Here is a 23,210-nt window from a genome sequence, read left to right as displayed (position 1 = left end):
AACGGGAGGGGCCACTTTTGCGCGTTTCAAATGTGACAGTACGAAAAAGACTACTTATAACTTTATTCATAGGGATCTTCATCTTTTCCATATTTGCCGTACGCTTGGGATATGTTCAATTTTTTGAGAATGGTTGGCTGTCGCAAAAAGCCCTTGACTCATGGAGTCAGGAAATTGAGTATAAGGCCGAGCGTGGTGACATTCTGGATCGTAACGGTGAGGTGCTTGCAACTAATAAAAGCCGACCATCGGTGCTGGTTGCTCCTAAGCAAGTGAGGAAACCGGCAAAAACAGCAGCGAAATTAGCTGATATTCTCGGAATGTCGCAAAAAGAAGTATATGAGATTATTACAGATGAAGCTAACAAAAAGTGGATTAAGCCAGAAGGACAAAAAATTAGTAATGAAAAAGCAACAAAGATTAAACGTCTCAAACTTCCGGGGGTATTTATTGCTGAAGATTTCACAAGACATTATCCTCACAAGAGTTATTTATCTCACGTCTTAGGGTTTGCGGGAATTGATAATCAGGGATTGACGGGATTAGAGGCCTATTACAACGATCGATTGAAAGGTGACTCCGGGCATGTTGATTTTTATTCAGATGCACAGGGTAACCGGATGTCGTCGCTCAAGGAACAGTATGTTCCACCCAAAGATGGGTTGAATCTTAAGTTAACGATTGATTCCAAAGTTCAATCGATTGTTGAACGGGAACTGGATATTGCTGATCAGAAATATCATCCTGATAATGCGATCGCGATCGCGATGGATCCGGATAATGGTGAAATATTGGCGATGTCGTCACGCCCTGATTTTAATCCGGAAGATTATCAAAATGTGAAACCAGAAGTGTACAATCATAATTCACCCATTTGGCGAACGTATGAGCCAGGATCGACATTTAAAATTATTACGCTGTCAGCCATATTAAACGAAGGGTTAATTGATTTGCAGGAAGACCATTTCAATGATACTGGCGCCATCGAAGTGGCAGGAAGTAAATTGCATTGCTGGAAGAGCGGGGGCCATGGTGAGCAGACCTATCTTGAGGTGGTGCAAAATTCATGTAACCCTGGTTTCGTCAAAATGGGGCAAAAGTTGGGAACAGATAAGTTGTTTTCTTATATCCATGATTTTGGATTTGGTAAGAAAACAGGTATCGATCTCCAGGGTGAGGCCAAGGGGATTCTTTTCGATCCAAAGAAAGCAGGACCGTTGGAAACAGCAACAACGGCTTTTGGACAAGGGGTATCTGTGACGCCAATCCAACAAATTACTGCAGTTTCAGCAGCCATCAATGGCGGTTATCTGTATGAACCCTACATTGCTAAATCATGGGAAAATCCCGAAACTGGGAAGGTCGTGAACCGGACTGCTCCTGACATGAAGCAACAGGTTATTACCGAAAAAACATCGAAAAAAGTCCGCAATGCCCTTGAATCGGTCGTGGCAAAAGGAACGGGCCGCGGTGCTTATGTTGATGGATATCGTGTGGGTGGTAAGACAGGTACTGCGCAAAAGGCGAAAAATGGACACTATCTCAAAAACAATTATGTTTTGTCATTCATGGGATTTGCACCGGCGGATGATCCTGAGATTGTTGTTTATGTCGCTATTGATAATCCGACGACTGATGTCCAATTCGGCGGTGTCGTTGCTGCTCCGATTGCGGGTCAAATTATTGGTGATAGTTTACGGGCAATGGGCGTTGAACCAAGAAAAGGTGGTATGGATAAGGAACGGAAACCTACAGATCCTATTACGGTTAAAGTTCCGAATTTAGTCGGCAAAAAGAAAAGTAAATTAAGGAATGCTTTATACAATTTAAAGATTGATACGGTTGGTCAAGGTGATTACATTATTAAACAAGGGCCTGAGCCAGGTGTGAAGCTTGAAACGGGGCAAACAATTCGCATTTATCTGGGTGACAAATCTCAGTTGGACGATTAAAATAGTGATGGGAATAAATGAGCCAAGGTGGTGTCCCTTGGCTTCTTTTTTACGATAAATGGAATGGTTGTTTAGGTTGGAGGTATGAAGATGAAACTGAATGAATGTATAGAGCCGTTATTCAATTATGAGAAATTAGGTGATGGGAATCCAGATATAATGGATATTACAATGGATTCACGAGCTGTTCAAACCGGCTCACTGTTTGTATGTATTGAAGGAGAGAACCATGACGGTCACATGTTTGCAACGGCTGCTGTCTCAGCCGGAGCTTCTGCCATCGTTGCAGAGAAGGTCATCGACGTGAGTATTCCTGTCATCTATGTTCCTGATAGCCGTCGGGCATTGTCGATTGTATCTGATCAATTATATCATCATCCATCTGGGGATCTGAATCTCATCGGTGTGACGGGGACAAACGGGAAGACGACAGTTAGTCATCTCGTGAAGTCAATCCTAGAATCGGGTGGTGATAAAAGTGGATTGATCGGCACCATGGGTGTGAAGTATGGCGAACATCATATGCCGATACCAAGAACGACGCCGGAATCCGATCAGCTACACCGGATGTTCCGGGATATGATTAATGAAGGTGTCCGGCATACAGTAATGGAAGTGTCGTCACATGCTTTGGTTCAGGGTCGAGTAAGAGGATGTGATTATAATATTGCTGTATTCACCAATTTAACCCAAGACCATTTGGATTATCATGCAACGATGAAAGACTATATGTATGCCAAATCACTTCTTTTTTCCCAGCTTGGCAATACATATAATAATAGTAATCGAAAAGCGGCTGTTCTCAATCGGGATGATGAAACATCGCAAACTCTACAAGCTGTCACTTCTGCACCGGTCTTCACATATGGTATTGATCATAGTGCCGATTTCACAGCTGAAAATATTGCTATTCATGCCGCGGGGACGACGTTTGATCTCGTGGCTTTCGGCGAGCGGTATACGATTAAAACGTCGCTATTAGGCAAATTTAGTGTATACAATATATTGGCAGCTAGTCTGGCCTGTTATTTATCAGGCATGACACTGACAGCCATTATTTCCGCTATTCAGCAGCTTGAAGGGATTGACGGACGATTTGAGAATGTGAATGTTGGTCAGGATTTCAATGTGATTGTCGATTATTCTCATACAGCCGACAGTCTAAAGAATGCCCTGCAGACCATTAAGGAATTTGCCAAGGGACGTATCATTTCCGTGGTGGGTTGTGGCGGTGATCGTGATCGCGATAAGCGCCCGGTCATGGCACGAACTGCTGTTGAATATAGTGATTGGGTAGTCTTTACATCTGATAATCCACGATCAGAGGATCCTGAAGCAATTATTCACGATATGGAATCGGGTGTCGGCACTGGAACTTACACGTCGGTCGTTGATAGGAGACGGGCGATTTTCCATGCCATCAATCAAGCACAGCCTGATGACGTCATTTTGATCGCAGGTAAAGGTCATGAAACATATCAGGTTATTAGGGATCAGACGATTAATTTTGATGATCGACGGGTTGCTGCTGAAGCGATAAAGGAGCGTCAGAACCATGAGCATTAATTTAGAAGCGGTGCAAACTGTGAGCGTTCGCTCCCAAGGTCGTCTGACTGACATATACAGTCTCAATGTGATGACAGATAGCCGTAAACCGATCAATCAGGGTCTATTTATCCCGCTGACTGGGGAAACGTTTGACGCTCATCACTTTGTGAAGCAAGCGATAGACAATGGCGCGGTGGCGACGCTATGGCAGGAGGATCACGATTTTCCTAGCGACATACCCGAGGACTTTCCCGTATTTTTTGTCACAGATCCGTTAACAGCCCTGCAAGAGCTTGCTCGTAACTATCGACGTAAGATCAATCCTAAAGTTGTTGCAATTACGGGAAGTAACGGGAAAACGACGACGAAAGATATTATGGATGGTGTTCTGAGCCAGTCTTATGAAACTTTTAAAACCCAAGGCAATTTCAATAATCATATCGGGCTGCCTTTAACCATACTTTCGATGCCGGAAGATTGTGAGGTTCTCATTGCTGAAATGGGCATGAATCATTTTGGTGAGATATCACAATTAAGCCGTCTGGCTGAACCTGACTTTGCGGTGATTACCAATATTGGGGAATCACACATTGAATATCTTGGAAGTCGCGCAGGTATTGCTCAGGCTAAAATGGAAATTATGGATGGTATGGACGCTTCAGGTGTGTTCGTGATTGACGGTGATGAACCGTTGCTGGATTCACCCCTTACAAAAAGTTTGACGACGATTCGCTGTGGTTTTACTGAACGAAATGATTATATGGTCAGTGGGGTTCATGAAAGTGCTGAAGGTTATCGTTTTGAGGTGAAAAACCGAAGCTTTGATATTCCGTTACTCGGGCGTCACAATGTCCAAAATGCATTGTTTTCTGTTGCAGTCGGTCAATATTTAGGTTTATCAAATCAAGCGATTCAGGCCGGACTGCTTCAAGGTCAAATGACGGACATGAGGTTGCAAACGTATGTCACCGCAGCCGGTGCCACAATCATTAACGATGCTTATAATGCTAGTCCAACATCGATGAAAGCGGCGATTGAAACCATCAAACAGTTACCTGGATTTACTGAACGAGTGCTTGTACTTGGCGATATTTATGAATTGGGTGTGGATGAAGAGCGAATGCATAGGGATATTGCTGACTCAATTCATGCCCCGATCACCCATGTCTATACCATAGGTGAGAAAGCACAATGGATTGCTGATGAATTACAAAAGCATGCGTCAAAACTTATTATTCGTTCATTTAAAAATAAGGATGCAGCGGCATCTGTTCTAAAGCAACATAACCAAGAGGATACTGTTGTTTTATTCAAAGCCTCACGTGCCGCAAAATTTGAAACATTAACGGCCGTAATGGATCCATCGCAAGGGGGCACACATTAATGTCAGGCACTTTATTAGTGGCTATGATTGCGGCGTTTGTTATTGCCGTGATCATCGCGCCACTATTTATTCCATTATTACGCTTACTAAAATTTGGACAATATATTAGAAAAGAGGGACCGGAGAGCCACCAAAAGAAGGCTGGAACACCGACCATGGGCGGGATCATTATCATTGTTGCTTTGGTGATTGCCACTTTGGTTGTTTCTTGGCGCACTGGTCTTCTATCTACATCGACGTATCTTCTGCTGCTAGTGACTGTGGGATACGGTGTCATTGGTTTTTTGGATGATTTCATTAAAGTGGTTATGAAACGTAACTTAGGCTTGAAGTCGAAACAAAAACTACTAGGTCAGTTAATTGTGGCGGTGTTATTCTTTGTCATTTTGATGCAAACTGAGTTTTCTACAGCCATTAGTATTCCAGGCACCAGTATCAGTTTTGATTTACATGGATTTTATATTGTATTAATTGTTATTATGCTGCTCGGGACGTCGAATGGAACGAACCTCACCGATGGTATGGATGGCTTATTAACAGGTACATCCGCAATTGCATTTGGGGCTTATGCCGTTATTGCTTATCAAATGCAGCTGATGGATGTCGCTGTCTTCTCGATAGCGGCCGCAGGAGCTTTGCTTGGTTTTCTTGTATTTAATGCTCATCCTGCCAAAGTGTTCATGGGTGATACCGGTTCACTTGCTTTAGGTGGGGCATTAGCCGGAGTGGCGATCTTGACGAAGGCGGAGATTCTTCTGATAGTGGTTGGCGGCATATATGTTATTGAGACACTGTCAGTCATGTTGCAAGTGATTTCATTTAAGCTGACAGGAGAGCGTATATTTAAAATGAGTCCTCTGCACCATCATTATGAGTTAACAGGTTGGTCGGAGTGGCGGATTGTCTCGACATTCTGGGTCGTCGGCATTTTATTTGCGATTTTCGGGATTTATCTAAAGGTGTGGCTATAGATGAGACAAATATTAGATTTTCAAAATAAACAGGTGTTGGTGTTAGGGTTGGCCAAAAGTGGCTATGCAGCAGCAAAATTACTGCACCAGCTTGGAGCGGACGTCACTATCAATGATCGCTCACCGTTAAATGAAAACGCGAAGGCGATTGAATTAAGGTCGATGGGAATTGACGTTGTAGGAGGGGGACATCCGGATGGCTTAGTTCATGAAGATTTGGATGTGCTTGTTAAAAATCCTGGAATTCCTTATAGTAATCCGCTGATTGTGCAAGCAGAGAACAAGCAGGTGCCGGTGCTCACAGAAGTTGAACTGGCTTACCGAATTTCTGAAGCTGAATTTATTGGTATTACAGGCACGAATGGCAAAACGACAACAACGATGCTTATTGGTGAACTGTTGTCGGGAAGTTCTCGTGAACCTTTAGTTGCCGGTAACATAGGAACGGTTCTCAGTGAGGTCGTGCAAAAGGCGTCAAATGACAATGTTATCGTGACGGAATTATCAAGTTTCCAACTCATGGGGGTTGATGAATTTCACCCTAGAATATCGGTGATTCTCAATCTATATGAAGCTCATCTTGATTATCATGGCTCATTTAAAAATTATGCTAACGCTAAGAAGCGAATCACTATGAAGCAAACTCCGCAGGACTATTTCGTCTACAACGCGGATGATGAACATGTATCAGCATTTGTTGAGCAAACGGATGCGACAGCCATTCCGTTTTCCGTTAATGGATTGGTTCAAACAGGAGCATTTTTGCAAGATGAGGTCCTTTATTATCGTGATACGCCAATTATTCATGCCGCAGAACTCGGTGCGCCTGGCGCGCATAATATTGAAAATGCCTTGGCTGCCATCGCAGTGGCGAAATTATGTGGTGTTAGTGATGCGTTTATCAAAGCACGCTTGCAGGGATTCACGGGTGTCAAACATCGATTGCAATATGTAGCAACAGTGCAGGACCGCCTGTTTTATAATGATTCCAAAGCAACTAATATACTAGCGACAACGAAAGCTTTAAATGCCTTTTCCCGACCAGTGTTACTGCTGGCTGGGGGCCTCGATCGCGGCAACTCATTTGATACGCTTATCCCCGCCTTAGAAGGCGTAAAGGCTTTGGTTGCTTTTGGTGAAACAAAAGAAAAAATCGCGGCGGCTGCCAAAACGGCAGGGGTTAAAACAATTAAAATCGTCGATACTGTTGAAGAGGCGGTGCCCATCGCCTATGGATCATCAGATATGAATGATGTCATTTTATTATCCCCGGCTTGTGCTAGTTGGGATCAATTCCGATCATTTCAGGATCGTGGGGACATGTTTATCAAAATGGTGCATAAGCTTAAATAAGACAAGTTATTTTCGCGATCGAGGTGTCACCAATGAACAAAAAAGCTGCACCGGATTTTCTGTTAATCTTAACAACACTTGTGTTACTATCTATTGGGTTGATTATGATTTACAGCGCCAGTGCTGTTGGGGCTTCGTATAAGTTTGATGATGCCTTTTATTTTGCTAAAAGGCAGTTACTATTCGCGGGTATTGGCGTTGCGGCGATGTTTGCGATGATGAACGTTAATTATTTAACATGGCGGACATGGTCGAAAATAGGGATGTTAATCTGCTTTGTGTTACTCATTGCCGTGTTAATCCCGGGCATTGGTAAGGTTGCAGGCGGAGCAAGAAGTTGGATCGGTGTCGGGGCGTTTTCACTACAGCCCTCAGAATTCACAAAACTGGCATTGATTGCTTTTCTAGCCAAGTTTTTGTCCGAACATCAGAAACAAATCACTTCTTTGCGTAAAGGGCTCATACCGTCGTTAACGTTTGTCTTCTTAGCTTTTGGCATGATTATGTTGCAGCCAGACTTAGGGACAGGCGCAGTTCTCGTCGGCACATGTTTGACGATGATTTTTATTGCTGGAGCTCGAATTAAGCATTTTGTCTATATGGGTTTGCTCGGTCTTGTTGGATTAGCTGCACTCATCATATCAGCTCCATACAGGATTAAGCGGATTACCTCATTCCTTAATCCGTGGGATGAACCACAAGGAAGCGGCTTTCAAATCATCCAATCCTTGTTTGCGATTGGGCCAGGTGGATTGTTTGGATTCGGTCTCGGAGAAAGCCGGCAGAAGTATCAATATCTTCCTGAACCGCACACCGATTTTATCTTTGCGATTGTTTCTGAAGAACTGGGATTTATCGGTGCAACGTTTGTTTTGCTGTTATTCTTTCTACTATTATGGCGCGGTATTCGCATCGCCTTAGGCGCGCCTGACTTATATGGCAGTTTACTGGCGGTGGGTATTATCGGTATGATTGCCATCCAAGTGATGATCAATATCGCTGTTGTTACGGGACTTATGCCCGTTACTGGCATTACCTTACCGTTCTTAAGTTATGGTGGATCATCCTTAACGCTCATGTTAATTGGTGTGGGCGTTGTACTCAATATCAGCCGCTACGCCAAATTTTAAAGATCGTTTCGAACCCTGTGCTACAGGGTTTTTTTACGTCTTCATTTGATCAATACTGAATGCCGTGAAATTGTCACTTTTAGGTGGGAATCTATGGTTGTCTTATGATACAGTGTTGTTTAGATGTTCGTGACGGTCTTGTAATTGATTGTTTTTTAGAAAGGATGGGAATCGGTGGAGACGTTAAAGCAGGCATTAGAAACGGCTAACGTTGGCAAAATCAAAGAACAGGAGCCGTTAAAAAAACATACAACCATAAAAATTGGAGGGGCAGCTGAGCTCTTTGTCGAACCTCAAAGTATTGAAGCATTGCAATCAGCAATGACGATTATCAATGATTATGCAGTTCCTTGGCGGGTGATTGGTCGCGGGTCAAATTTACTCGTCACTGATGCCGGTCTTAATGGCGTTGTCATTAAATTAGGAAAAGGTATCAATCAAATGTCAATAGAAAATGACAAGCTTAGGATAGGAGCGGGCTTTCCTGTCGTGCCTTTGGCTACACTGATGAGTAAAAAAGGTTACAGCGGTTTTGAATTTGCCGGCGGGATTCCTGGATCAATTGGCGGCGCTGTGTATATGAATGCCGGGGCACATGGTTCAGATATTAACAATATTATTGACAAAGCACATATCTTATTTCCCGACGGAACGTTAAAATGGATGACAAAGGATGAACTTGACTATAGCTATCGGACTTCAATTTTGCAGTCAAATCAAGGTATTTGTGTTGAGGCGGTTTTTCATTTGGAGCCAGGTGATGCAACCGAGTTATTTACAAACATGCAATCTTTTAAAGATTATCGTCACGGGACACAGCCATATGATAAACCCTGTTGCGGCAGTGTTTTCCGAAATCCGTTGCCGGACCACTCTGGTCAATTGATTGAAGCAGCTGGTTTGAAAGGTCATCAGATTGGTGGAGCGCAAGTTTCTGAGCTTCATGCCAACTTTATTATCAATACCGGTGACGCTAAAGCGCAAGATGTTTTGGATTTGATTGAGTACATTCAGGCTACCATTAAAGAAAGAAACGGAATCGAATTGCAAACGGAAGTTGAAATCGTTCAAAAATAGGGACCTCAGGTGGGCTACAGATATGGTACAATTAACATAAATAATAACAAAACGGCATTGTCCCAATGTCGTTTTTGTGTCCCACTTGTTCGCCCTTAACAATAACTAATCAGGAGTTCGTTGGCATGAATGAAAATGAGAATAATGTGATTAATTTAGATGAACGTGTGCCGAAATTAAAAGAACAGCGGAAGCATAAATCGAATCGGCGATTTATCATTTATATTACCCTGTTTTTTATCATAATTTTAGTGACGATCTATTTTCAGTCACCCCTCAGTACAGTCAAGCATATTCAGGTAGAAGGTAATCAAATCATTCCTGCCAAAACCATTATTAAGCAAAGTGGCATAACGAAGTCGTCACACGTCTGGGATTTGGATGAGCAATCGATTCAGAATCGATTGAAGGATCTAGACACAATGAAATCTATTAGCGTTGATGTCCAATTTTATAATAAAGTGGTCTTAACGGTAACTGAGTATCAACGGATTGGTTACTTGAAACGAAATGAACATTATGTCCCGCTTTTGGAAAACGGTCAATTTGCTAAAAGTATGGATGGTGACAGCCGGCCGGTTGATGCTCCGATTTTCTTTAATTGGGATGAAGGGGATCCATTAGAAAAGTTGACTCAAAGTTTAAAAAAAATACCTGCATCAACCGTTCAAGCGATATCAGAAATTCACTTTACGCCCAACAAATATTCTGACGGCATCACTTTGTATATGAACAATGGTTTGAAAGTTTTAGCAAGAATTAATAATTTAGCAGACAAAATTAAGATGTATCCAAGTATTGTTAACCAAATACCCAAAAATGCCGAGGGATTTGTAGACCTCCGTGTCGGTGCCTTCTTTGAATCCTATGAAAAGGAAAGTCAAGACAGCGGTCAAAAGGTTGAGCAACAATAAATGAAGAGCGACAGAAATTTGGGTTTCTGGCGAAAGAATTTGGGGCCGTTTGTCTTTAATAATATATTGGCTTAAAGTTTAACTTTTCTAGGAGACAAACTTGGTGTAGACTTGTATTTGGCAGCTGTACGAGCCTTTGGCGTTTTGTTTTATTTCAACAAATGAATGAGTGGGAAAAATAGGTAGTGATTTTTGCTGGAAAAATGTTATGAAATTGCTTATAAAAGAAGGGTTAACGTCTATTTTTGTTGAATACATTGTATAACCTAAAAATATCTAAGTCGTTTTGAATACAGACAGAGAATTGGGCCTGTAAGGGAGGTGCCGCACGAGTGAACAGTGAAAACATATATGTTAGTTTAGATATAGGAACCACTCATGTTAAAGTGGTTATTGGTGAAATGAATGGCGATGCTTTTAACATTATTGGCATCGGCAAGGCCGAATCAACTGGGATTAAAAAAGGCTCGATTGTTGATATTGATGAAACGGTTCGATCCATTGGGCAGGCAAAGGAACAAGCTGAAAGAATGATAGGCTTAGAGATTAACAGCGTTATCGTCGGTGTGACGGGTAACCATGTTGAACTTCAACCTTGTCATGGTGTTGTGGCGGTATCTAGTGATAATCGCGAAATTGATGATGAAGATATTGCCCGAGTTTTAGATGCTGCTCAAGTCATTCCTATTCCTCCAGAGCGGGAAATTATTGATGTCATTCCTCAGCAATTTGTCGTTGACGGACTGGATGAAATCAACGATCCACGCGGGATGGTCGGGGTTCGACTGGAAGTAGAAGGCACCATTATAACAGGATCAAAAACAATTTTACATAACTTATTACGGTGTGTGGAAAAAGCTGGATTACAAATTGCTGATATTTGTTTACAATCTTTGGCGCTCGGATCCGTGGCCTTATCTAGAGACGAAAAGAACCTAGGTGTCGCTGTGATTGATATCGGCGGCGGTTCAACAAGTGTTTCGCTTTTTGACCAAGGGATCTTAGCTTCAACATTTGTTCTGCCTGTCGGCGGCAATCATATTACCAAAGACATTTCCATCGGAATGCGAACACCGACAGAAGAAGCTGAAAAGATTAAATTGAATCATGGACATGCATTTATCGATGATGCATCAAATGACGAAACGTTTGATGCACCGAAAATTGGAAGTTCCAAGGCGGATACCTATAGTCAAAAAGATATGGCCTATATTATTGAACCCCGGATGGCCGAAATCTTTGAAATGATTAATAATGAGATTCAGAAAATCGGCTTTAGTGAATTACCGGGCGGCTATATTTTAACCGGTGGAACAACAGCCATGCCAGGTGTTTTGGAATTAGCACAATATGAACTGGGCTACAACGTTAGGATGTCTATTCCCGATTATATTGGCGTGCGCGAACCTCAGTATACAACGTCAATTGGGTTAATCCAATTTGCCTTTCATAATGTTAAGATTCAAGGTAAAGAGGTTGCTGCCGCGGTAGCAGGAGATCACCAAGAGACAAAAGCAAAGACAAAACCAAAAACAAAATCTACCAAAGAACCAAAAGATGAAAAGCCGAAGGACGACAAGAGTATGAAAAATAAAGTTAAAGACTGGTTCGGTCTTTTCTTTGAGTAACAAACACGCCAAGGCAAATCATATAGGGAGGAACATGTCATGATGGATTATAATATGGAAATGGAACAGCTTGCTCAGATAAAAGTCATTGGCGTTGGCGGCGGCGGAAGTAATGCAGTAAACCGGATGATTGAATCTGGCATTCAAGGTGTTGAATTTATCTGTGTGAACACTGATGCCCAAGCTTTGAAACTATCACACGCTGATGTCAAACTACAACTAGGTGAGAAATTAACCCGGGGGTTAGGTGCTGGAGCTAACCCCGAAATCGGGAAAAAAGCGGCAGAGGAAAGCCGAGACCAAATTGAAGAATTATTACAAGGATCCGATATGGTGTTTGTAACCGCCGGTATGGGTGGCGGTACCGGTACTGGAGCAGCCCCTGTTATCGCGGAAATTGCCAAAGATGTTGGGGCATTGACCGTCGGCGTTGTTACTCGTCCTTTCACATTTGAAGGCCGTAAACGCTCAACGCATGCTGTCAGCGGAATTAGTCATCTAAAAGAAAAAGTCGATACGCTCATTGTGATTCCAAATGATCGCTTGCTTGAAATTGTTGACAAAAACACACCAATGCTTGAGGCTTTCCGTGAAGCTGACAATGTTCTACGTCAAGGTGTTCAAGGTATTTCCGATCTCATTGCTGTCCCTGGATTGATCAACCTTGACTTTGCTGACGTCAAAACAATTATGACAGAAGGCGGATCTGCTTTGATGGCTATCGGTTTTGCAACGGGTGAAAATCGTGCATCCGAAGCTGCCAAGAAAGCCATTTCGAGTCCGTTGCTTGAAAAATCGATTGATGGCGCAAAAGGTGTACTGATGAATATCACTGGTGGCACCAATCTCAGTCTATTTGAAGTGAATGAAGCGGCTGATATTGTTGCAACAGCAGCTGATGAAGAAGTCAACATGATCTTCGGATCGGTCATTGAGGAAGATCTTAATGATGAAATTGTTGTGACCGTCATTGCAACAGGATTTGATGAACAAGATCGTCAAGAACCAGCTCCTCAGCAAAGGCAAAATGTACGAATGAACAACTCGAACTCAACACAAAAACCGAACCGTGAGGAACAAGAATCTCACCGATCGCAGCCTCAGCAGCCTGCCTCGAACCAAGATTCTGAAGACACGCTTGATATTCCAGCGTTTTTAAGAAACCGGAATCGCAGAAGATCATAACACACGTTTTTTTACCCGCAAGCCTTTTGGCTTGCGGGTTTTTTAGTATCTTCGGAAAGTGGCAGGTAACTTTATTACTTTAGCAAGGCGGTGTGATGATCCTAATAAAGAATCGTGTCATATTTTGCAGCCTGTCTCATATGATTTAATGACAAAAGGTTTCAATATCTTGCAAAATAACTTAAGCATGTTCGTCATTGATTGACAGACTTTACACGGATAAGCTTTTATACTAGGTGTTAAAACAAGCGGCGGTGAACAATATGACAGTTTACTTGGATGTCGTTTGGTTACTTAACGTCCTTATCGACTTTATGATTCTGCAGCTTACAGCATTGATATTAAAACGATCCGTCGCTGTTTGGCGGTTGGTTATCGGCACATTGTTTGCATCATTGATTATTTTATTACTTTTTACCCCATTATCACCACTTTTTTATCATCCAGTGGGGAAAAGCGTGTATTCAGCGATCATTGTTTTCATTGTGTTCGGTTACCGACGATTTGGTCTTTTTGTGCAAAGTTTTTTCATGTTTTACTTTGTTACGTTTGCCATTGGCGGTGGTTTATATGGTTTAAGATTTTTCTTATTTTCTAATCAATCTTATGCCAATTGGTTGCATTTCAGTACTTACAGTTTTGGGGATCCGTTTAGCTGGTTGTTCATTATCTGCGGCTTCCCTATTCTTTGGTGGTTTTCAAAAAAACGGATGGATCATGCCGTTATCCGGAAATTTGATCAAAGTCAACTGGCTGATGTGGAAATTACCGTTAATGATGTGACGTTAACAGCCAAAGGTATGATCGATACTGGAAATCGCTTGTATCACCCCGTGCATCAAACGCCAGTAATGTTTGTGAGTCATGAAGCTTGTGGTGATTCATTGCCTGAATCATTTTTCCAAACGTCTCCGCTTGAAATCATGGAACACACAGAATTGGCGAAAACATGGGGGAAATATCTGACGATTGTGCCATACCGGGGTGTTGATGGCGGACAAAATTTTGTGCTCGCTTTAAAACCGGAACGCGTTATGATTGATATGGATGGTAGACACCTTAAAGTGAAAAAAGTTTTGGTCGGCTTAAGCGGCCATGATTTAGCAGGCGACCATGAATTTAATTGTATTCTGCATCCTGATCTACTTCAGACAGGTAAAAATGTTGGAACCGCATCATAAAAACAAGGGGGAAGGACATTGCTTAGACGATTGAAGATGCTTGGTATGAAAACGTGGTATAAGTTGCTTTCGAAACTGGGTATTAAATCGCAAGAAATATATTACATAGGCGGAAGTGAAGCACTGCCGCCACCCTTGTCCAAAGAGGAAGAAGCGGAAATGTTACAAAGGCTTCCTGAAGGTGATGAGGAAGCACGTTCAATCTTAATTGAACGCAACTTACGGCTGGTAGTCTACATCGCCAGAAAATTTGAAAATACAAAAATTAATATTGAGGATCTTATTAGTATTGGAACGATTGGGTTGATTAAGGCGGTGAATACTTTCAATCCAGAAAAGAAAATTAAATTGGCGACCTACGCGTCCAGATGTATTGAAAATGAAATCTTGATGTATTTACGCCGGAACAACAAAACCAAATCTGAAGTCTCGTTTGATGAACCGTTGAATGTCGATTGGGATGGCAATGAATTGCTTTTATCCGATGTCCTTGGGACAGAAGAAGATATTATCACCCGTGACATGGAACGAAAAGTTGATAAAAAACTATTGAAAAAGGCCATCTATATGTTAAATGATCGTGAAAAGGAAATTATGGAGCTGCGTTTTGGGTTGGCGGGTGGCAATGAAAAAACTCAGAAGGATGTCGCTGATCATCTCGGCATTTCACAATCTTATATTTCAAGGTTGGAAAAGCGCATCATCAAAAGGCTGACGAAGGAATTTAATAAAATGGTGTAAATCGATCCCCCTTATAAGTGCATAAATTTCCCTCTAAAGGAGATACTTTACCATGTACCCAAGCTCCGATAAGGAGGGAATCAAATGGCACGAAATAAGGTTGAAATATGTGGTGTGGATACAGCCACACTACCGGTTTTAAAAAACCAACAAATGCGCGAATTATTCGTACAGATGCAAGAAGGTGATGAGACAGCCAGAGAACAGCTTGTCAGTGGAAATTTGCGGCTTGTATTAAGTGTCATTCAAAGATTTAACAACCGCGGTGAATACGTCGATGATTTGTTCCAAGTCGGATGCATCGGTCTAATGAAATCCATTGATAATTTTGACTTAAGCCAGAATGTTAAATTTTCTACTTATGCTGTACCTATGATTATAGGTGAAATTAGGCGTTATTTACGCGATAATAATCCAATCCGTGTGTCACGTTCGTTGCGAGATATTGCGTACAAAGCGCTGCAAATGAAGGAAAAGCTCATTTCCGAGCAATCAAAAGAACCGACAGCCGCTGAGATCGCTCAACACATGGACGTTCCTGTCGAAGATATTGTCTTTGCCTTAGACGCCATCCAAGATCCGGTTTCATTATTTGAACCGATCTATAACGACGGTGGTGATCCCATTTATGTTATGGATCAATTAAGTGACGAAAAAAATCAAGACATCCAATGGATTGAAGAAATTGCATTAAGAGAGGCTATGACACGGCTGAATGGACGCGAAAAAAATATTTTGTCCATGCGTTTCTTTCAAGGAAAAACACAAATGGAAGTGGCTGATGAAATAGGGATATCTCAAGCTCAAGTTTCACGCTTGGAAAAAACGGCAATCAATGAGATGAATAAAAACATTAATCCATAACAGCATTCTCAAGAAAAGCGCTCGTCTTTGGGACGAGCGCTTTTCTTATGGAAAAGAAGAAAGAGGTTCATTTTTAGGACGTATGCCCATATATCTAGAAGTAAGAGATGTGAAGTGTGACGTAATTGTTCAACTGATAGGTGCATTCATTTTATGAAAGGCAGGCGGGTGGATATGGCGCGGATATCGGAATTCCAATCTAAAGAAGTGGTTAACGTCGAGAATGGTAAATTACTTGGCCACATCGGTGACTTGGATGTCAATATGACAACAGGAAAAATTGAGAGTCTCATCATTCCTGGTGCGGGAAAGATGATGGGGCTATTTGGAAGAGAGAGTGAGGTTGTGATTCCTTGGCGCAATATTGTACGTATCGGTGATGATGTGATTTTAGTTCGATTTAACGAGAGCGAACAGGGGAACTTTGAATCACTCAATTATCAACAATGAAAATTGGTCCAAAGTGGGCGCAATATGTGGTAAAATAGGAACAGAAATCAATTCTGGTAGGTTAAAGCGTGTTATGTGAGGAGGAGTTCGATGCGAGAGGTTGGCCCATTTGCTGTAGAACATGAGCGTATTCCTGTTCAAGGCGATAAGGCCATTATAATGGGAATGAGCCACAGGGAAAATGGCGTGAGCCGCGCACCTTTTCAACATTTGAATATGGGGTTTCACGTTGGTGATGATGGTCAGGATGTTATTGTGAATCGCCAGAAATTTGCTGAATGGCTGCATATACCTCTGGAGACATGGATTGGCGCCGAACAGGTTCATGGTAATCATGTGGTTAACGTTGGCGCGGAAGATGTAGGGCGAGGTGCTCGTTCCATTGAAACAGCCATTCAAGGGACGGATGGCATGTATACAAATCATACGGGCATTTTGTTAACAGCATGTTTTGCCGACTGTGTCCCGCTCTATTTTTATCACAAAGATGATACCATTGTTGGCTTGGCTCATGCTGGATGGCGCGGGACGACGTCCGAAATTGCTGGTCAAATCATCAATGGATTTAACTCAAAGTTAGGGATCCATCCTAAGGACATTCACGCTGTCATTGGTCCATCCATTCAATCGTGCTGTTATGAAGTGGACGATCGTGTTATTTCAGCGGTGCAGGCTATCGATGGTCTTTCTCCTGAAAGAGTTTATCAATCGAATCAAGCAGGTAAATATCAGATGAGTCTTCAAGCATTGAACCGAATGATTTTGGAGAAATATGGGGTCCCATCTGAACAGATTCGTGTTTCTAAAGTTTGCACAAGTTGTCATACTGATTTATTGTATTCACATAGAAAGGAAAACGGACATACAGGCCGTATGTTAAGTTATATCGGGATTGTCGGTGGTGAATGAGATTGACGGTTAAAGATAATTTAGAAGTTATACAAACGCATATAAGGAAGTCCTGTGCTAAGGTAGGCAGGAATCCTGCTGACATTCATCTCATAGGTGTGACGAAATATGTGGGTGTAGAACGGACCCGGGAAGCGATTCGTGCCGGTGTATCGCATATAGGTGAAAATCGAGCTCCAGGTCTTCATGCTAAGCAAGAAGGCTTGACTGATAATCATGACACGGTCTCTTGGCATTTTATCGGCACGTTGCAATCACGAAAAGTCAAAGATGTTATTCCTACGGTCCACTATATTCATTCGCTTGATCGTCTGTCGTTAGCTAAGGAAATTCATAAGCGAGCGGAGCAGGCAGTGAACTGTTTTGTTCAAGTCAATATGTCTGGTGAAGCTTCTAAGCACGGGTTGCCGCCAAAAGACGTACAAGCATTCCTTGAATCACTAACGCCATATACAAATGTCAAAGTCGTCGGCTTAATGACGATGGCCCCTTATACCCATGACGAAGAATATCTTCGTGATCTATTCCGGCGATTGAAGGTATTACAAACAGCGATGGCTGATGCGGGTTATGAACATGCACCATGTACGGAATTATCAATGGGGATGTCAAACGATTATCAGATTGCTGTTGAGGAAGGAGCAACATACATAAGGATAGGGAGTGCTTTAGTTGGAAATGAAGGTTAAGGAGACAAAGTTATGGGGTTGAAATCCACATTTAAGCGCTTTTTTTATTTGGAAGATGAGGAGGAACTTGACGCGCAGGATGGTTATACGGGAAATGAAGCTGATGCGCATGCCGCAAGCTCATCTACCGATAATGTTGTTAATTTAGCCAGTGTGAAGCAACAGCAGGCTAAAGTTATGATCGTTGAACCTGATGGTTATGATGATGTTCAACAGATCGCGGATCATTTAAAAAAGCGGACAGCGGTTGTTGTGAATTTTGGACGCATTTCTGCTGATGAATCCAAACGCATCATTGACTTTCTCGGTGGGACGATCTATGTAATTGAAGGTCATATGCAACGGATTAGCGGTGATACGATATTATGTGCTCCAAACAACATTGATGTTGACGGGGTGATCGCCGATGTTTCAAAGAAAGTCACATATTAAGACTTTGAAGAGGTGACGTTATGTTATACGAATTGTTCCATTTTCTTGCATTAGCTATACAGATTTATTCTTGGATTGTGATTATATACGTTCTAGGTTCATGGATTCCACCATTGCAATCGACGCGTTTTTATGAAGTGATCGGGCGTATGACCGAGCCTTATCTACAAATATTCCGTCGGTTTATTCCACCTTTGGGTATGATTGATATTTCCCCGATTGTTGCCATGTTCGTCTTGATTTTTGCTCAAGAAGGCATTTGGGCGATATATAATTCTCTTGTGGGCGTCATGTAGGCCTATGGGATCGTCTATATACCAACATTTTCGGCCGGAAGAACGGCCATTTATCGATCAAGTGTTAGAATGGCAGACAACGGTGTTGGATCAATATCATCCCAAATTAACGGATTTTCTTGATCCAAGGGAGCAAAATATTATTAGGAGTGTCATCGGGAGCCATTCCGAACTGACTATTGACATGTCAGGTGGCATTAACAAAGCTGAGCGCCAACGGGCCTTGTTTTTGCCTCCTTATGTCACAGTGGAACCGGATGAGTACAAGCTTTGCTTATTTGAATTGAATTATCCGCATCGATTTGCGACCATTACACATCGTGAACTTTTGGGTTCGTTGATGGGACTGGGGTTGCGCCGTGAGAAATTCGGGGATTTATTGTTTGCTGATGGCCGTATTCAATTTGTCGCAGCTGCTGAGATTGCCGAATTTATTCGTCTCAATTTGAAACAAATCGGTCAACATACCGTTTCTTGTGAGCCTACAGCTTGGGGTGAGGCTATTGTACCTCAACACCATTGGCAAGAACAGTCAGGAACTGTCTCATCGCTTCGTTTAGATGTCGTTTTAGCGGAGATTTATAACTTACCAAGAGGTAAAGTGTCTCAAGCGATTCAACAACAGCGGGTGAAAGTGAACTGGCGGATTGTGGACAAGCCTGCCTATATGTTACGTGCCGGCGATTACGTGTCCCTAAGAAAGGTTGGCCGCAGTCATTTATCCCGAGTAGGAGAGCCAACGAGAAAAGGACGGCTGCCAATTTCATACGAACTTTTGAAATAAATCTGAGGAACGGCAGGAAATACCACTAAAACTGTCGAATGGTATTAGCAAGTAGATTGTTTATTGGAGGTGGCATTGATGCCATTAACACCGTTAGATATTCATAATAAAGCATTTACAAAATCGTTTCGTGGCTATGATGAAGATGAAGTTAATGATTTTCTGGACCAAGTCATTAAGGACTATGAAGCGATGATTCGTGAAAAGAAGGAGCTTGAAAGTAAAGTCTCAGAATTAGAAGAGAAGCTGGGACATTTTTCTGATATTGAGTCAACGCTTAATAAATCCATTCTAGTGGCTCAGGAAACCGCTGAAGAAGTGAAGCAGAATGCGCAAAAAGAAGGGCGTCTCATTGTCAAAGAAGCCGAGAAAAATGCGGATCGCATTATTAATGAATCATTGGAAAAATCAAGAAAAATCGCAATCGACATGGATGAGATGAAAAAGCAAGCCAATGTTTTTCGGACGCGTTTCAAAACACTTGTCGAAGCGCAGTTGGAGATGCTAAATAAGGATGACTGGGATGATCTTAACAAGGTGCTTGAAGATCAAATTCCAGAGGAATATCAAACTGCTGATTCCGAATAATCGATACATATAAAGCATCGGTGCATTTGTCATACTACTGACAAATGCATTTTTTATCTATACAAGGAAATGTTCTGATACTTTAACAAATGTTAAGCAGTCTAATTCTCTTCGTTTCCTCAAACGATATAAAAGACTTGAGGAGGGTTGAAGAAGATGGACCAGTACCAAAAATTAAAGCAAGCGTTGATTCAGCGCAAACAGGATATTGAAAAGCAAGTGGATGTTAATAACGAGTTTGGTCTTTACGAACCATTCGCTGCAGGTCATGCCTCAGGCGAATTGTCACAATATGATAACCATCCTGCTGACAGCGGAACGGCCTTATATGAACGTCAAAAAGATATGGTTTTAAGAAATATGGAAAAAGAGGAATTAAATAATATTAATACTGCTTTAAATAAATTTGTAAATGGAACGTATGGCTTGGATGAAGAAACAGGTCAACCCATACCCTTGGAGCGGCTTGAGGCGTTGCCAACAGCTCGAACGATTGCTAAATCAAAGCCGCACCATGTTTATGGAGAGCAAAGGCCTATTGAAGAAGATGTGTTAAGTGAAATTGAGGCTGACTATGCTACTAACAGTGAAGAAACTGAATTTAATGAGCAAAATGCATATGACTTAGTGGCTGCTTATAATGAATTAGGTATGACTTATGATGGATCATCAAATATTGATAACCAGGACGGCTTAGGTTATGTCCAATTAGTCGAAGCAATTGGCGCTACGGATATGAATGGCTATAGGGGCACTGATCATGTCGAATTTTTGCGTAACATTCAATATGATGAATTGATGAATGAGCAAATCGTTGATGAAACAACAGAAAATGAAGATGACTTGTAAAAAATAAGAGGGTTTCCTGGGTGGAAACCCATCTTATCTACTCGCATGCCGGGTATAACTGTGCTACAATGTCAATTATATAACGTAAAATGGGGGAGAATTGACGATTGATTTACTATTTAATAACATTGATCATCTTGGGGTTGGATCAACTGACGAAATACATTGTCGCAGCAACAATGGACATCGGGCAAAGCCTTCCGGTCATACGTGACTTTTTATATTGGACCTCTTCACGAAACACAGGCGCAGCATGGAATATTTTAGAAGGTCAAATGTGGTTTTTTTATATTATCACGATCATTGTAGCGTTTGTGGTGATCTATTATATACATACTGTAGGTCGTTATCATCCCTTACTTGGCGTGGCTCTTGCTTTAATTCTAGGAGGCACCCTTGGCAACTTTATCGATCGAATTTTTCGCGGTGCTGTTGTGGATTTCATTGATGTTTATTTGGGTTCATATAGCTATCCAATCTTTAATTTAGCGGATTCGTCCCTCGTGGTGGGAGCCATCTTGTTATTGGTTTATACATATTTAGATGCCAAAAAGGAGAAACGTCAACATGAGTCAAATTGAGCTTGCCGTTGATGAAAATGCATCGGGACAACGGATTGATAAATTTTTACAAGAACAACTTGAGGATCAATCGCGAACGCACATTCAAGACTTGATAAAAAACGGTCAAGTACAAGTCAATCAGCATCCCGTGAAATCGAATTATAAAATACAAAGTCGTGACTCAATTGAAATGAAGCTCCCGGATCAAGAAGCTCCAACAATTGAACCTGAGACGATTCCTTTGGATATCATTGATGAAGATGAGGATGTTTTAGTGGTTAATAAGCCGCGGGGAATGGTTGTTCATCCTGCTCCGGGGCACACAAAGGGTACCCTTGTTAACGCACTTTTGGCTTATTGTCATGAACTGTCGGGGATCAATGGTATGATGCGACCGGGTATTGTTCATCGGATTGATAAGGAGACATCAGGTTTACTTGTCGTTGCCAAAAATGATAAAGCGCATGCTGCCTTGGCAGAACAAATAAAAGCAAAATCGGTTTATCGTGCCTATCAAGCGATTGTTCACGGCGTTCTTGAGCGTGATCAGGCAGCCATTAACGCTCCAATTGGGCGCCATCCCAAGAATCGCAAAAAAATGGCAGTAACCCCAAAGAACAGTAAAGCGGCTGTCACTCATTTTACTGTCTTGGAGCGATATTCCCATTTCACGTTTGTTCAATGCCGGTTAGAAACCGGCCGGACGCACCAAATTCGCGTTCATATGGATTACATTGGCCATCCGGTCGCGGGTGATCCGAAATATGGTCCTAGAAAGACGCTAGCTATTGATGGGCAAGCCTTGCATGCTTCAGAACTCGGTTTTATCCATCCGGGAACAAAAGCGTTCGTGCAATATCAAGCTCCTTTACCAGAGGATATGTATCAAGCTATAGGGCAAGCTCGTGAAAATACGTATTGACAAGGTTACTAACGTTTGCAATAATGATTGGTAACAAATGAATGTCTCCCTTTAACGTCAGTCCTGTGAGGCTGAGAAGGAAGCGAATTGTTCGGCAGCGATGGATATCATCGCTCTTGTAACCATAAACGCTTTCTCTCGCTCGCAGCGGGAGTTTTTTTGTGATAAAGGACAGGTGAGTGAATTGGAAAAAATCATTCTTGACGAGCCAGCGATTCGTCGGGCGTTAACCCGGTTGGCGCATGAGGTTATCGAAAAAAACAAGGGTATTGATCATGTTATTTTAGTAGGCATTAAAACTCGCGGCGTTCATATTGCAACAAGGCTTGCGGAAAAAATTGAACAAATCGAAACGCAATCGGTGCTCAGTGGCGATATTGATATTACATTGTATCGCGATGATTTAAGTGAGAAGACCGCGGATCATCAACCAGAAATTCGAGCAACTGATATTCCTGCTGATATCCATGGCAAACACGTTATTTTAGTGGATGATGTCCTTTACACCGGAAGAACCGCACGTGCCGGAATGGATGCCATTATGGACTTGGGACGGCCAGCATCCATTCAACTGGCCGTCCTGATTGACCGTGGTCATCGAGAATTACCGATTAGGCCAGATTTCATCGGTAAGAACGTGCCAACATCGAATGCGGAAATTGTATCCGTTAAGGTTCAGGAAGTCGAAGGTCGAGATGAAGTCAGTATCCATTCACAACAATAATCATATATGAGTCCCTTTTAAGGGCAGTCCTGTGAGGCTGACAAAGGGAGGTTTAAGATGGACGTAGGCCTATAAG

24 protein-coding genes and 1 pseudogene are annotated in these 23,210 nt (G+C 42.1%); all 25 read left to right on the top strand.

Annotated elements, in window-relative coordinates; genetic code table 11:
* The first annotated feature begins 17 nt into the window (after positions 1–17).
* Positions 18–1,952 carry a stage V sporulation protein D gene (locus B9Y89_RS15360; protein WP_085524074.1) on the top strand — a complete coding sequence of 645 codons (1,935 nt, stop codon included), beginning with the start codon at positions 18–20 and terminating at the stop codon, positions 1,950–1,952.
* 90 nt (positions 1,953–2,042) lie between these two features.
* Positions 2,043–3,518, top strand: coding sequence for a UDP-N-acetylmuramoyl-L-alanyl-D-glutamate--2,6-diaminopimelate ligase (locus B9Y89_RS15355; RefSeq protein WP_085524073.1), 1,476 nt, complete (start codon positions 2,043–2,045; stop codon positions 3,516–3,518).
* Entirely contained in the window at positions 3,508–4,884 is a 1,377-nt protein-coding gene (locus B9Y89_RS15350; protein WP_085524072.1) for a UDP-N-acetylmuramoyl-tripeptide--D-alanyl-D-alanine ligase, read from the top strand. Before B9Y89_RS15355 ends, B9Y89_RS15350 begins: the two co-directional genes overlap by 11 nt.
* Positions 4,884–5,855, top strand: a complete 972-nt coding sequence (gene mraY / locus B9Y89_RS15345; RefSeq protein WP_085524071.1) for a phospho-N-acetylmuramoyl-pentapeptide-transferase — start codon at positions 4,884–4,886, stop codon at positions 5,853–5,855. The genes B9Y89_RS15350 and mraY overlap by 1 nt, the downstream gene beginning before the upstream one ends.
* A complete protein-coding gene (gene murD / locus B9Y89_RS15340) occupies positions 5,856–7,208 on the top strand; it encodes a UDP-N-acetylmuramoyl-L-alanine--D-glutamate ligase (RefSeq protein WP_085524070.1) in 1,353 nt (450 codons plus the stop codon).
* Between the two features lie 32 nt (positions 7,209–7,240).
* The gene (spoVE, locus tag B9Y89_RS15335) at positions 7,241–8,338 is read left to right on the top strand and encodes a stage V sporulation protein E (protein ID WP_085524069.1); all 1,098 of its coding nucleotides are present in this window, start codon (positions 7,241–7,243) and stop codon (positions 8,336–8,338) included.
* A gap of 174 nt (positions 8,339–8,512) precedes the next feature.
* Positions 8,513–9,415, top strand: a complete 903-nt coding sequence (gene murB / locus B9Y89_RS15330; RefSeq protein ID WP_085524068.1) for a UDP-N-acetylmuramate dehydrogenase — start codon at positions 8,513–8,515, stop codon at positions 9,413–9,415.
* A gap of 125 nt (positions 9,416–9,540) precedes the next feature.
* Positions 9,541–10,329, top strand: a complete 789-nt coding sequence (locus tag B9Y89_RS15325; protein ID WP_176222251.1) for a cell division protein FtsQ/DivIB — start codon at positions 9,541–9,543, stop codon at positions 10,327–10,329.
* 48 nt (positions 10,330–10,377) lie between these two features.
* Positions 10,378–10,494, top strand: a pseudogene (locus B9Y89_RS18850) (DUF1290 domain-containing protein); the annotation flags it as partial.
* Positions 10,495–10,661: 167 nt separating this feature from the next.
* On the top strand, positions 10,662–11,957 hold the full coding sequence (gene ftsA, locus B9Y89_RS15320; RefSeq protein ID WP_085524066.1) for a cell division protein FtsA: 1,296 nt from the start codon (positions 10,662–10,664) through the stop codon (positions 11,955–11,957).
* 39 nt (positions 11,958–11,996) lie between these two features.
* Positions 11,997–13,142, top strand: a complete 1,146-nt coding sequence (gene ftsZ, locus B9Y89_RS15315; protein ID WP_085524065.1) for a cell division protein FtsZ — start codon at positions 11,997–11,999, stop codon at positions 13,140–13,142.
* 263 nt (positions 13,143–13,405) lie between these two features.
* Positions 13,406–14,323, top strand: coding sequence for a sigma-E processing peptidase SpoIIGA (gene spoIIGA, locus B9Y89_RS15310; RefSeq protein ID WP_085524064.1), 918 nt, complete (start codon positions 13,406–13,408; stop codon positions 14,321–14,323).
* Between the two features lie 36 nt (positions 14,324–14,359).
* Positions 14,360–15,064 carry an RNA polymerase sporulation sigma factor SigE gene (gene sigE, locus B9Y89_RS15305; protein ID WP_085524762.1) on the top strand — a complete coding sequence of 235 codons (705 nt, stop codon included), beginning with the start codon at positions 14,360–14,362 and terminating at the stop codon, positions 15,062–15,064.
* An 84-nt stretch (positions 15,065–15,148) separates the two neighbouring features.
* A complete protein-coding gene (sigG, locus tag B9Y89_RS15300; RefSeq protein WP_085524063.1) occupies positions 15,149–15,928 on the top strand; it encodes an RNA polymerase sporulation sigma factor SigG in 780 nt (259 codons plus the stop codon).
* 174 nt (positions 15,929–16,102) lie between these two features.
* Positions 16,103–16,378: a YlmC/YmxH family sporulation protein gene (locus B9Y89_RS15295; RefSeq protein ID WP_085524761.1), complete on the top strand. Its 276-nt coding sequence runs from the start codon at positions 16,103–16,105 to the stop codon at positions 16,376–16,378.
* 90 nt (positions 16,379–16,468) lie between these two features.
* Positions 16,469–17,287, top strand: coding sequence for a peptidoglycan editing factor PgeF (gene pgeF, locus B9Y89_RS15290; RefSeq protein ID WP_085524062.1), 819 nt, complete (start codon positions 16,469–16,471; stop codon positions 17,285–17,287).
* Between the two features lie 2 nt (positions 17,288–17,289).
* Positions 17,290–17,976 carry a YggS family pyridoxal phosphate-dependent enzyme gene (locus B9Y89_RS15285; protein ID WP_085524061.1) on the top strand — a complete coding sequence of 229 codons (687 nt, stop codon included), beginning with the start codon at positions 17,290–17,292 and terminating at the stop codon, positions 17,974–17,976.
* 12 nt (positions 17,977–17,988) lie between these two features.
* Positions 17,989–18,408, top strand: a complete 420-nt coding sequence (locus B9Y89_RS15280; protein WP_085524060.1) for a cell division protein SepF — start codon at positions 17,989–17,991, stop codon at positions 18,406–18,408.
* Positions 18,409–18,428: 20 nt separating this feature from the next.
* Entirely contained in the window at positions 18,429–18,704 is a 276-nt protein-coding gene (locus tag B9Y89_RS15275; protein ID WP_085524059.1) for a YggT family protein, read from the top strand.
* Positions 18,705–18,708: 4 nt separating this feature from the next.
* Positions 18,709–19,488, top strand: a complete 780-nt coding sequence (locus tag B9Y89_RS15270) for a YlmH family RNA-binding protein (protein ID WP_085524058.1) — start codon at positions 18,709–18,711, stop codon at positions 19,486–19,488.
* Positions 19,489–19,566: 78 nt separating this feature from the next.
* On the top strand, positions 19,567–20,076 hold the full coding sequence (locus B9Y89_RS15265) for a DivIVA domain-containing protein (RefSeq protein ID WP_085524057.1): 510 nt from the start codon (positions 19,567–19,569) through the stop codon (positions 20,074–20,076).
* Positions 20,077–20,232: 156 nt separating this feature from the next.
* Positions 20,233–20,925 carry a TraR/DksA C4-type zinc finger protein gene (locus tag B9Y89_RS15260; protein ID WP_085524056.1) on the top strand — a complete coding sequence of 231 codons (693 nt, stop codon included), beginning with the start codon at positions 20,233–20,235 and terminating at the stop codon, positions 20,923–20,925.
* Between the two features lie 107 nt (positions 20,926–21,032).
* Positions 21,033–21,506 carry a signal peptidase II gene (lspA, locus tag B9Y89_RS15255; RefSeq protein ID WP_085524055.1) on the top strand — a complete coding sequence of 158 codons (474 nt, stop codon included), beginning with the start codon at positions 21,033–21,035 and terminating at the stop codon, positions 21,504–21,506.
* Entirely contained in the window at positions 21,493–22,410 is a 918-nt protein-coding gene (locus B9Y89_RS15250) for an RluA family pseudouridine synthase (RefSeq protein WP_085524054.1), read from the top strand. The genes lspA and B9Y89_RS15250 overlap by 14 nt, the downstream gene beginning before the upstream one ends.
* Before the next feature lie 184 nt (positions 22,411–22,594).
* Positions 22,595–23,134: a bifunctional pyr operon transcriptional regulator/uracil phosphoribosyltransferase PyrR gene (pyrR, locus tag B9Y89_RS15245; protein ID WP_085524053.1), complete on the top strand. Its 540-nt coding sequence runs from the start codon at positions 22,595–22,597 to the stop codon at positions 23,132–23,134.
* Positions 23,135–23,210: the final 76 nt, after the last annotated feature.

Origin of the sequence: Tuberibacillus sp. Marseille-P3662 (assembly GCF_900178005.1) — a bacterium.
In the GTDB taxonomy this organism is placed as follows: domain Bacteria; phylum Bacillota; class Bacilli; order Bacillales; family Sporolactobacillaceae; genus Marseille-P3662.
Note: the sequence above shows the minus strand (reverse complement) of the source record. Positions and strands in the feature narration are given on the sequence as shown.